General features: G+C 72.4%; 11 protein-coding genes. 3 read left to right on the top strand and 8 right to left on the bottom strand.

Translation table 11 applies throughout. The features are described from left to right. Window positions 1-392, bottom strand: a 392-nt coding sequence (locus AOK03_RS22525) for a fasciclin domain-containing protein (RefSeq protein ID WP_055567134.1), incomplete at its 3' end; no start/stop codon positions are given. A gap of 337 nt (window positions 393-729) precedes the next feature. Between AOK03_RS22525 and AOK03_RS22530 the strand changes: the two genes are divergently transcribed. Further along, on the top strand, window positions 730-1,578 hold the full coding sequence (locus AOK03_RS22530) for an oxygenase MpaB family protein (RefSeq protein WP_055567142.1): 849 nt from the start codon (window positions 730-732) through the stop codon (window positions 1,576-1,578). Window positions 1,579-1,614: 36 nt separating this feature from the next. Next, entirely contained in the window at window positions 1,615-2,520 is a 906-nt protein-coding gene (locus AOK03_RS22535) for a HipA family kinase (protein WP_055567143.1), read from the top strand. 12 nt (window positions 2,521-2,532) lie between these two features. Here the strand turns inward: AOK03_RS22535 and AOK03_RS22540 are convergent, their stop codons facing one another. The 6 genes from AOK03_RS22540 to AOK03_RS22565 form a co-directional block, all read right to left on the bottom strand. Further along, complete coding sequence (locus AOK03_RS22540) at window positions 2,533-3,186, bottom strand: fasciclin domain-containing protein (RefSeq protein ID WP_055567135.1); 654 nt, start codon at window positions 3,184-3,186, stop codon at window positions 2,533-2,535. Between the two features lie 50 nt (window positions 3,187-3,236). Then, complete coding sequence (locus AOK03_RS22545; RefSeq protein WP_055567136.1) at window positions 3,237-4,835, bottom strand: molybdopterin-dependent oxidoreductase; 1,599 nt, start codon at window positions 4,833-4,835, stop codon at window positions 3,237-3,239. A 107-nt stretch (window positions 4,836-4,942) separates the two neighbouring features. Next, the gene (locus AOK03_RS22550) at window positions 4,943-5,710 is read right to left on the bottom strand and encodes an anti-sigma factor (RefSeq protein WP_055567137.1); all 768 of its coding nucleotides are present in this window, start codon (window positions 5,708-5,710) and stop codon (window positions 4,943-4,945) included. Next, window positions 5,707-6,291, bottom strand: a complete 585-nt coding sequence (locus AOK03_RS22555) for a sigma-70 family RNA polymerase sigma factor (protein WP_055567138.1) — start codon at window positions 6,289-6,291, stop codon at window positions 5,707-5,709. Before AOK03_RS22555 ends, AOK03_RS22550 begins: the two co-directional genes overlap by 4 nt. 142 nt (window positions 6,292-6,433) lie before the next feature. Beyond that, complete coding sequence (aceB, locus tag AOK03_RS22560; RefSeq protein WP_055567139.1) at window positions 6,434-8,053, bottom strand: malate synthase A; 1,620 nt, start codon at window positions 8,051-8,053, stop codon at window positions 6,434-6,436. A gap of 226 nt (window positions 8,054-8,279) precedes the next feature. Then, window positions 8,280-8,975 (bottom strand): nucleotidyltransferase family protein, encoded by a 696-nt coding sequence (locus AOK03_RS22565; protein ID WP_244177703.1) that lies wholly within the window; start codon window positions 8,973-8,975, stop codon window positions 8,280-8,282. A 165-nt stretch (window positions 8,976-9,140) separates the two neighbouring features. Here AOK03_RS22565 and AOK03_RS22570 point away from each other — a divergent pair, with 165 nt between their 5' ends. Next, entirely contained in the window at window positions 9,141-9,455 is a 315-nt protein-coding gene (locus AOK03_RS22570; protein WP_055567140.1) for a DUF5955 family protein, read from the top strand. Window positions 9,456-9,550: 95 nt separating this feature from the next. Here the strand turns inward: AOK03_RS22570 and yczR are convergent, their stop codons facing one another. Beyond that, entirely contained in the window at window positions 9,551-11,020 is a 1,470-nt protein-coding gene (gene yczR, locus AOK03_RS22575) for a MocR-like transcription factor YczR (RefSeq protein ID WP_055567141.1), read from the bottom strand. Window positions 11,021-11,226 lie beyond the last annotated feature (206 nt).

The raw sequence follows: 11,226 nt of genomic DNA on the forward strand, positions 1-11,226 counted from the left end.
ACCACGTGGTACGTGAGGATCTTGGTGAGCTGAGCCTTGTCGCCCAGGACCTTGTCGAGGTCCGCCTTCGGGATCTTGGCGAACGCGTCGTTCGTGGGCGCGAACACGGTCAGGTTCTCGGCTTTGTTGAGGGTGTCGACGAGTCCGGCCTTCTTGACGGCCGTCACGAGTGTCGACAGGGCGGGGTTGTTCGAGGCGGCGGTGGCCACCGGGTCGTCGGCCATGCCGTCGAAGCTGCCCGCGCCGTCCTTGGGCACGGTGGAACAGGCCGGTCCGAAGGGCTCGGACATGCCGTCCGCGTGGGCCATGGGGGCGGCCAGTCCCAGGGAGAGCGGCAGGGCGAGCGCGGCCAGGGCCGCGACGGTGGCGCTGCGGGTGTGATGGACACGCATGATCGTTTCCTCCTCGGTGGAGGGTGTCCCGGGAGCGGTCCGAGAGGGGCCGGGCCCGGGAGTCGTCCGGAGGGCGAGGCCGTCGGCCGGTCGGCCGACGAGCCGCGGCGGGCGCTTCTCCGAGCACCGGAGCACTCAGTCGTCGACGTCCGTCACACCAGTGATCCGGAGCCGTCCACTGGTGCGGATTGCCGTATATCTGACTTTTCTCCGCGGTGCCGCGCAGCCGGGACACCGAGCCCTGCGAACGCATTTCGTCGGGGCCGCATCCGAACCCGGTCTCGTGCCGGTATCCCAGGAGGGCGTCGAAGATCGGGGACCCTTGATGACCTTCACGATGACGCGCGCTCTCGATGCGGTACGTGGGCGCGCAGGCCAGGCACTGTTCGCACGTGTGGCGGGCCCGGAGGGCCCCCGGAACAGACAACGGATCCATGGCACTCCGGGGCCGCGATGGTTCGAGCCCGGGAGCCCCGTCCACCGTGTGCACGGCGACAGCGCCATGTTCATCGGCGGCCTCTCCGCACTGCTGCTGCAATCGCTCCACCCGCTGGCCATGGCGGCTGTCGCCGCCCACTCCGGGTACCGGGGAGACCCATGGGGCCGCCTTCAGCGAACCAGCACGTTCCTCGCCACCACGACCTACGGCACGGCCGAGAGCGCGGAGGCGGCCTGCGCTCGCGTGCGAGCCGTGCACGCGGGAATCAGCGGAGTGACCGCGTGGGGAACGCCCTATCTGGCATCGGACCCCCACTTGCTGCTCTGGGTGCACGTCGCCGAGATCGACAGCTTCCTGCGGGCCCATCAAGAGTTCGGCGCACGCCCCCTGACGTCGGGTGAGTGCGACGTGTACGTCGACCAGACGGCGCGCATCGCGCGGGCCCTCGGGATTCCTGACCCGCCCCGGTCCCTCGACTCGCTGCACCGGTGCCTCGACGGTTACCGCGGCGAGCTGCGGTGCACGCGGGAAGCGATCGGAACCACCCGCTACCTGCTGTTCAGGCCCCCCGTTCCACTGGCGGCCATGCCGTTCTACGCCGCGCTCGCCACCAACGCCGTGGCGCTCCTCCCCGGCTGGGCGGCCTCGGAACTGCGCCTCGCGCGTTCTGCCCTCGTCGACCGATGGCTCGTGCGCCCGACGGGACACGCCGTCACCGGCCTCGTCCGGTGGGTGCTGAAAACCTGATCGTGCCCGCGCTGACCTCGGCATACAGTGGCCGGTGTGCTGCGTGAAGTGACTGCTGTTCGCTATGTGAACCCGCTGCGGACCGGCGGCTCCGTCCCCGGAGTCGTCGAGGCCGACGATCTGGGCACGTACGTCGTGAAGTTCACCGGGTCGGCCCAGGGCCGCAAGGCGCTGGTCGCCGAGATCATCGTCGGTGAACTCGCGCGCCGCCTCGGCCTGCGCTTCCCCGAGCTCGTCCTGGTCCACTTCGACCCGGCGGTCGCCGCCGACGAACCGCACCAGGAGGTCCAGGACCTGCTGCACGCCAGTGCGGGCCTCAACCTCGGCATGGACCTGCTGCCGGGCGCCGTGGACTTCACACCGGAGGCGATCGACGTCGACCCGCTGGAGGCCGGCAAGGTCGTCTGGCTCGACGCCCTCACCGCGAACGTCGACCGCACGGTGCACAGCTCGAACCTGATGATCTGGCCCACGTTCGGCGTGCACGAGCCGAAGCTGTGGCTCATCGACCACGGCGCCGCGCTCGTCTTCCACCACCGCTGGGGCGCCTCCGCCCCGGACAAGGCCTACGACTTCAAGCACCACGCCCTGGGGGCGTACGGCCCGGACATGGCGGCCGCCGACGCCGAACTCGCGCCCCTCGTCACCGAGGACGCCCTCCGCGAGATCGTCGCCCTCGTCCCGGACGCCTGGCTCGCCGACGAGCCGGGCTTCGAGTCGGCGGACGCGGTCCGCGAGGCCTATGTGGACCACCTCCTGGCCCGCGCCCGCGCCTCGGCGGCCTGGCTGCCCACCTGCTTCCCCTCCCGCGACGAACTGGCCGCCGCGGACGCCCGGCGCGCCGCCGCCACCGAGAAGGGCCGACCGGCCTGGCTGAAGCGCGTCCCCGATCTGCACGGGAAGCCCGCGGCGCAGCAGGACTGGTCGACCCATCTCGGCTGAGGGCAGCCGGTCTCACTTCTTCGGCATCAGGACCGTGTCGATGATGTGGACGTTGGCGTTGGCCGTCTTGACGTTGCCGCAGACGACGTTCGCCGAGTCGTTCACCTTGTACGACTCACCCGAACCGGACGTCGTGAGCTCGGACTTCTCCAACGTCTCGTAGGAGCCGCTCTCCAGGTCCTTGGGCGCGAGCCGCTTGCCGACCACGTGGTACGTGAGGATCTTGGTGAGCTGCGCCTTGTCGTTCAGGACCTTGTCCAGGTCGGCCTTCGGGATCTTCGCGAAGGCGTCGTTCGTCGGGGCGAAGACGGTGATGTCCTTGGCGTTGTTGAGCGTGTCGACCAGCCCGGCCTTCTTCACGGCGGTCACCAGCGTCGACAGGGCGGGGTTGTTGGAGGCGGCGGTGGCCACGGGGTCCTCGGCCATGCCGTCGAAGCTGCCCTTGCCGTCCTTGGGCACGGACGAACAGCCGGGACCGAAGGGCTCCGTCATGCTGCTCATGCCGTCGGAGGGCGCCTTGGAGGCGCTCGCGGTGGCCTTGTCCTTGGCGGTGTTGCTGCCGCTGTCGCTGCTGTCGTCGGAGCAGGCCGTCAGGGCGACAGGGAGGAAGGCGACCGAGACGACGGCGACGGCTGCGCGGCGGACACGGCGGGGGGTGGTGTTCATGACTTCTCCTGGTGTTGGGGTCCGGTTTGCGTATGGATGAGGGCGGCGGGTCAGTCCACGGTGACCACCACCGAATGACGGCCGCTCGCCCCGTCGGGGATCGTGCGGGTCCGCTCCTCGGTCTGGACCGCGCCCGTGCGGTCGGTCGCGCGCACGGTGAGGGTGTGACCGCCCGGAGCGGCCTTCCAGGGGAAGGACCACTGGCGCCAGGTGTCCCGGGTGTCCTCGGCGGCCAGGTCGGCCGTCCGCCAGGGCCCGTCGTCGACGCGCACCTCGACCTTGTCGATGCCGCGGTGCTGCGCCCAGGCGACTCCGGCGACCATCACCGTGCCCGCCTTCGGCCTGGCGAACGGCTTGGGGGTGTCGATCCGGGACTGGGTCTTGATCGGCGCCTTGGCGGCCCAGTCGCGCCGCACCCAGTACGGGTCGTAGGCGTCGAACGTCGTCAGCTCGATGTCCTCGATCCACTTGCAGGCGGACACGTAGCCGTAGAGCCCCGGCACCAGCATGCGGACGGGGAACCCGTGGGCGAACGGCAGCGGTTCGCCGTTCATGCCGAGCGCGAGCAGCGCGTCGCGGCCGTCCATCACGTCGTCCACGGGCGTGCCGATGGTCATGCCGTCCACGGACCGGGCGACCAGCTGGTCCGCGGGGCCTCCCCGGGACGGCGGCTCGACCCCGCACTCGGCGAGGACGTCCGCCAACCGCACGCCGATCCAGCGGGCGTTGCCCACATAGGGCCCGCCGACTTCGTTCGACACGCAGGTCAACGTGATGTCCCGCTCGATCAGTTCGCGCCCCAGCAGGTCCGCGAAGGACAGGGTCGTCTCGCGCGCGACGCCCTTGCCGTGGATCCGCAGCCGCCAGGTGTCGGCGTTCACCTTGGGGACCACCAGGGCGGTGTCCACCCGGTAGAAGTCCTCGGCGGACGTGACGAAGGGGCTGATGCCCGGTACGCGCAGCCGCGCGCCCTTGGGGACGGCGGAGGCGGGCGAGGCCGGAGCGGGCAGCACGATGCCTTCGCGCGAGGCGATGGCGTCCTTGCCGCGCGAGGCGTTGAACCCCCTGCCCAGGGCACCCACGCCCGCCGAGGCGGCCGCGGCCGCGGTGGCGGCGACGAGGAAGCGGCGCCGGTCCCACAGAGCGCCGTCCGTACTGCTCGCGTCCGCGGGAGCGGGGCGAAGGGCGAGCCGACCGGCGAGCACGTACAGCAGCGCCGCCCCGGCCACAGCGCCCGCGAGCGAGGGAAGCGCGTCCACGAGACCCGTGGAGTCGGGGCGTGAGGTGGCCGCGAGGGCGCCGATCACACCGAAGAGCAGTACGCCCGCCGCGCCGACCCGGCGGTGGCGCAGGGCGACGAGCCCCAACGCGACGGCCAGGAGCGCGAGCACCGCGACGATGCCCGACTGCAGCACGAGCTTGTCGTCGGTGCCGAACTCCCGGATCGCCCAGTCCTTGACGGACGCGGGGGTGCGGTCGATCGCCGCGCCCCCCACCGCCACCACGGGACCGGCCTCGGGACGCACCGCCGAGGACAGCAGCTCTGCCACCGCGAGGGCGGCGAACCCGGCCAGCGCCCCGCTCAGGGCGCCCGCCGCGGGACGCCACAGGGCGCGGCGCGGTTTCCGGCGGTTCCGTTCTGTCGTCACGTGGGGTATCCGGGGCCGACGGCTCCGCGGATTGGTGGATTCCCCGAACGAGTGAACGCGGCCGGAAACCGGCCGCGTTCGTCAGGAGGGGAGATAGGGCGGGGAGCTCAGGCGGGCAGCTCCATCAGCGCCACGGGCGAGGAGGTCGGCCTGTCCGAACCGCCCGCCGGTTCCACCGTGATGCCCATCCCCGTCGCCTTGCCCACCGCGCCCCGCATCAGGACCGTCGTCGCCGACCGGTCGGGGTCCATGAGACCGGCCGAGCGCATCGACCCGCCGTCGTCGAACCAGAGTTGGTAGACCTTGCCGCTCGGGGGCCGTGCCATGCCGTCGGCCACGAACACGGCCTTGTCGAGGCTCTTGGAGACGACGACCGTCCCCCTGGCCCCGTCCGTGAGCTCGCCGGTGCGGGTCCTTGCGTCCGGGGCGGCGAGCACCGCCGCGAGCTCCTGCGCCTGTGTCCTGGCCTGCTCCTGGGCCTGCCGGGCCTCGTCGCGCGCGTCCTGCGCCCGCTGGTGCTGCCAGACCGCGGTGCCGCCGAAGGCGACGGCCGCGGCGAGGCAGGCGGCCAGGGCCCAGCGGGCGAAGCCGCCCGCCCTGCGCCGCTGGGTGCTCGGGGCCGGGCCGCGTTCGCCGCGCGGGACGTCCTGGCGGACGGTGGCGATGCGCCGCAGCACCTCGTCCTTCAGGGCGGGGCGGGGCGCGACGGCCGACGCCAGCGCCAGCCGCGCGACGGTCGCGGTCAGCTCCCGCACCTCCTGGGCGCACGACGGGCAGAGCGCGAGGTGCTCCTCGAACTGCGCGCGCTCGACGTCGTCCAGGGCGTCGGCGGCGTAGGCCCCGGTCAGGGTGTGCAGGTCGGCCGCGCTGTTCATGCGCTCACCCCCAGGCAGTCGCGCAGCCGGATGAGGCCGTCGCGCAGGCGGGTCTTGACGGTGCCCAAGGGGAGGGCGAGGAGCTCGGCCACTTGACGGTAGGTCAGGCCCTGGTAGTAGGCGAGGGTCACGGACTGGCGCTGGACCTCGGTGAGGGCGCGCAGACAGCGGCGCACCTGCTCGCGCTCCAGACGTGCCTCGACCTGCTCGCTGACCTCGTCGAACTCGGGGGTGCGGGCGAGCAGTGCGGCCTTGTGGTCGCGGGCCGACGCCGCCTCCACCGACCGGACGCGGTCCACGGCCCGGCGGTGCGCGAGCGTGAGCACCCAGTTCATCGCCGTGCCGCGGTCCGGCCGGTAGCGGGGCGCGGTGCGCCACACCTCGACCAGCACCTCCTGGGTGACCTCCTCGGACTGGGCGTGGTCGCGCAGCACTCCGCGCACGACGCCGAGGACGTGGCCCGCCACGGCGTCGTAGACACCGGAGAAGGCTTGCTGGTCCCCGCGGGCCACCCGGGCGACCAGTTCTTGGAGATCAGGGCCGGCGGTGGACCGGGACCCGATGCGGACGACTTCATTCACGCGGTGATCCTCCAGGACGCAGACCGACGTACACCTCTGATACGTAGCCGACCGCGCACCGGATTGGTCCGCAAGCCACGCGAACCGCCCCCGGCGCTGTGCGGTGCCGGGGGCGGTTCGGGGGCGTGCGGGTGAAGAAGCGTCAGCGCAGCTGCTCGTACGCGGGGAGGGTCAGGAAGTCCGCGTAGTCCGCGTCCAGGGAGACCTGGAGGAGGAGGTCGTGGGCCTGCTGCCACTTGCCGCCCTGGAACGCCTCGTCGCCGATCTCGGTGCGGATCGCGTCGAGCTCCTCGGCGGCGACCTTGCGGGCCAGGTCCGCGGTGACGGTCTCGCCGTTCTCCAGGACGACGCCCGCGTTGATCCACTGCCAGATCTGCGAGCGCGAGATCTCGGCGGTGGCCGCGTCCTCCATCAGGTTGAAGATGGCGACGGCGCCGAGGCCGCGCAGCCAGGCCTCGATGTAGCGGATGCCGACCTGGACGGCGTTGACCAGGCCGTCGTAGGTGGGCTTCGCGTCGAGGGAGTCGATGGCGATGAGGTCCTCGGGCGCGACCTCGACGTCCTCGCGCAGCCGGTCCTTCTGGTTCGGCTTCTCGCCGAGGACCGCGTCGAACGACTTCATGGCGATCGGGACCAGGTCGGGGTGGGCCACCCACGAGCCGTCGAAGCCGTCGCCGGCCTCGCGGTCCTTGTCGTTCGCGACCTTCTCGAACGCGACCTTGTTGACCTCCGCGTCCTTGCGGGACGGGATGAACGCGGCCATGCCGCCGATCGCGTGCGCGCCGCGCTTGTGGCAGGTGCGGACGAGGAGTTCGGTGTACGCCCGCATGAACGGGGCGGTCATCGTCACCAGGTTGCGGTCCGGCAGGACGAACTTCGAGCCGCCGTCACGGAAGTTCTTGACGATGGAGAAGAGGTAGTCCCAGCGGCCCGCGTTGAGGCCGGAGGCGTGGTCGCGCAGCTCGTAGAGGATCTCCTCCATCTGGTACGCGGCGGTGATCGTCTCGATCAGGACGGTCGCGCGGACCGTGCCCTGCGGGATGCCGACGTAGTCCTGCGCGAAGACGAAGATGTCGTTCCAGAGGCGGGCCTCCAGGTACGACTCCGTCTTCGGGAGGTAGAAGTACGGGCCCTTGCCGAGCTCGATGAGGCGCTTGGCGTTGTGGAAGAAGTACAGGCCGAAGTCGACGAGCGCGCCGGGGATCGCGCGGCCCTCGACCTGCAGGTGACGCTCGTCCAGGTGCCAGCCGCGCGGCCGCATGACGACCGTGGCGAGCTCGTCGGCGCCCTTGAGAGCGTACGACTTGCCGGTGCGCTCGTCGGTGAAGTCGATGCGGCACTCGTAGGCGTCGGTCAGGTTGAGCTGGCCGAGGACGACGTTCTCCCAGGTGGGAGCGGAGGCGTCCTCGAAGTCGGCGAGCCAGACCCGGGCGCCCGAGTTGAGGGCGTTGATGGTCATCTTGCGGTCGGTCGGGCCCGTGATCTCCACGCGGCGGTCGTTCAGCGCGGCCGGGGCCGGGGCGACCCGCCAGGAGTCGTCCTCGCGGACCGCGGCGGTCTCCGGGAGGAAGTCCAGGGTGGAGGTGCGGGCGATCTCGGCACGGCGCTCGGCACGCCGGGCGAGGAGCTCGTCACGTCGGGGCGTGAACAGCCGGTGCAGCTCCGCCACAAAGGCGAGGGCCGCGTCGGTGAGCACCTCTTCCTGCCGGGGCAGGGGCTCTGCGTCGACGATGGCCAGCGGCGACGGCGCTAGTGCGGACATGTCCTGTCACTTCCTTCAGGGAGCTGCACGGACGGTGCCGGGCGAGCCGCCGGGCAGACGCGATGGCACTGGGTGCCACAGGAGCCGAGGTACGGCTTTGGGGCCCCGTCCGAGGTAACGGGCCTTCTGGTCAGTGGATACTAGTTTCCTCATAGTGGAAGTTCAATGGTTTGTTGACGTCGAGATTCTTCTCGTCGACAGAACGTGTCGCTGAGTGCCATGCCGGTCACTCCACGTGGGCCGGGGCTCCGGGGCCCCCGGAGGCCGGGGTTCCGGAGCCGGGCGGGAGGCCGGGGCCCGGCGCGAGGCGGCTCAGATCCTCCGCCGTGTCGATGTCGTACGCCTCCGCCACGTCCCCGCACTCGACGAGCGTGATCTCGCCCACGTGCTGCCGCAAGTAGTCGCGTGCCCCGCGGTCGCCGACCGCACTCGCCCCGATCCCCGCCCAGTGCCCGTTCCCGAACAGGACCGGGTGGCCCCGCTGCCCGTCGTACGCGGCCGCCGCCAGCGTCCCGGACGAGCGGTACGCGGCCCGGACCCGCGCCGTCGCCGCCGCGCCGATCCCCGGCTGGTCGACCAGCGAGACCAGCGCGGCGCCCGCGCCCGTGCCCGCGAGCGAGGCGAGCCCGGCGCGGAGCGACGAGCCCATGCCCTCCTCCCACTCCGGGTTGTCGACCAGGACGCAGCCGGGGAGCGTGGCCCGCGCGCGCACGACGTCGGCCGACGCGCCGAGGACCACGTGCACCCGCGCGCAGCCCGCCTCGCGCAGCACCCGCACGGCGTGCTCCACGAGCGGGCGGCCCCCGTGCTCCAGGAGCGCCTTCGGCCGTCCGCCGAGGCGCCGTCCGCCGCCCGCCGCGAGCAGCAGCCCGGCGACCTCTCCCGCCCCGGCCGCGTGCGCGTTCATCGGTTCTGTCGTCATGACTCCTGGATACACGAGACACCCGTCCCGACGGCGTGTGCGAAGTGGCGCATCCCGCATCAGGAACGGTTTACTGACCCGCGGCCCCCAGGCGCCCGACCAGCAACTGGAGAGTCAGTGGAACGGCACGAGAACAGCCGCACGACGGCGTGCGCAGGGGGAGCTGTGTTGCGGAGCGTGGAGCAGAGGCAAGTGACAGGGAGCGACGAGGACCCACGGGTGGCGGAACTGCGCGCCGCCGTAGCCCGGCTGCGCCGTGAGCTCGCCGCGCATCCGGCCGAGTTCACCGACCGGGGCATCGCCGAGGACGAGCTGGCCGCACTGGCGGAGATGGCGTACGGCGGCGCCCCCGAGATCCCCAGGATGCGCAGATCCCTGCTGCTCGTGGCCGGTGCGATCGGCTCGGTCAGCGCACTGGCGGCGGGCCTGGCCGCGGTGCGCGTCGCGGTCGAGATGTTCGGGGAACCGAACGCCCGGTAGAGCTGGGGAATCGGTTCTGCGGGGGAGCGGCACGGGACGTCGCGGTTCCGCCCGCCGGGCCCGTGAGGGCTCAGGCCCCCTGGAGGGCTCAGGGCCTACGCCACCCAGTGCCGACGGACCGCGTCGTCGACCGTGGGCCGCAGGTCGCCGGAGAGGGCGGCCGCCAGACGGCGCACGGCCTGCTCCGCGAGGTCCGCGGGCAGCGTGTACGGGATGCGCAGCCGGTGCTCGTGCGTCCCCGGGTCCGCCCCGAACCGGGAGCCGCCCTCGATCCGTACGCCCTGCGCGAGCACCGCACGGGCCAGCGAGGACGCGATCGGCCGCCCCAGGTCCACCCAGAGCGAGAGCCCGCCCGGCGGCACCTGCCAGCGCCACTCCGGCACATGCCGGGCCAGCGACGCGATCAGCGCGTCCCGCTGCGCCCGCAGCCGCGGCAGCCGCTCGCGCAGCACGTCGTCCATGCCGCGCAGCAGGTGCAGGGCCACCAGCTGCTCGATGACGGGCGTCGACATGTCGTTCGGCACCCGCTTCATCGCCAGCTCGGTGATCAGCCTGGACCCCGCCCGCACCCAGCCGATCCGCAGGCCACCCCAGTGCGTCTTGCTCAACGACCCGACGGTGATGACCTGTTCGCCCGCGCCGTGCGGCGCGAGCGAGGCGAAGGGGGCGGGCGGCGGCCCGTCCAGCGCGATGTCGGCGATGGTCTCGTCGATCAGCAGCCACGTGCCGGTGGCGCGGGCCGTCTCCAGGATGCGCACCCGCTGCTCGCGCGGCATCAGGCTGCCCGTCGGGTTCTGGAAGTCCGGTACGAGGTAGGCGAGTCGGGGCGCGGCCTGCCGCAGCGACGACTCGACGAGGCCCGCGTCCCACCCGTCCTCCGTGACCGGCACGGGGACCGCGCGCAGGCCCGCGCCGCGGATCGCGTCGAGGGCGTTCGGGTACGAGGGGTTCTCGACCAGGACCCGGTCGCCCTGCCTGCCGAGGAGGGTCAGGGACAGGGACAGCGCGTGCTGGGCGCCGGTGGTGATGAGGATCTGGTCGGGGAGGGTGGGCAGCCCGCGCCGCGTGAAGCGCTCGGCGACGGCGGCCCGCAACTCCGGGATGCCGTACGGGTGGTAGCCCGGCGTCGGCGCGTGCCCGGCCAGCATCGTGCCCGCCGCGGCGAGCGCCGCCCCGAGCTCCGCCTCCGGCGCGCCGGGCGCCGCCACGGCCAGGTCGAGGACGCCGTCGCCCGCCGGGAACGCCGCCACGCTGGACGGCCGCTGCCCCTGCGGCAGCTCGGTCCAGGTGCCCGCACCGCGACGGCTGAGGGCGTATCCGCCCTCGCGCAGCACGTCGTACGCCGCCGTGACCGTGGCCCGGCTGACGGTCAGCGCGGCGGCCAGCTCGCGCTCCGCGGGCAGCCTGGTGTGCAGGGGGATGCGGCCGTCGAGCAGCAGGGTGCAGACGCCTTGGGCGAGTGCGCGGTAGCCGGGGCGTTCGCCGACGGCGCCGGTCAGGAGGTGGGCCAGCTGACGGCTGCCCAGTCTCCTGTCCACTGCGTGGACCACATGTGCGTCTGCCATGCCAACTCCTGCCGATTGGCCCTGCTGTCCAGGCCAATCAGCGTACAGACTGCCGTTCGTAGCACTTCAGTCGGCCGGTTTGGCCTGGACCGAGAGGCCTGGGGGGAAGGAGCACCGATGTCGGAGCACGGAGCCGTGGTGGTGGGAGTCAGCGGTTCGCTCGCGAGCCTCGCGGCGCTGCGGGCCGGGGCGGAGCAGGCGCGGCG

Source organism: Streptomyces atriruber (assembly GCF_001418325.1).
GTDB classification, from domain to species: Bacteria; Actinomycetota; Actinomycetes; order Streptomycetales; family Streptomycetaceae; genus Streptomyces; species Streptomyces atriruber.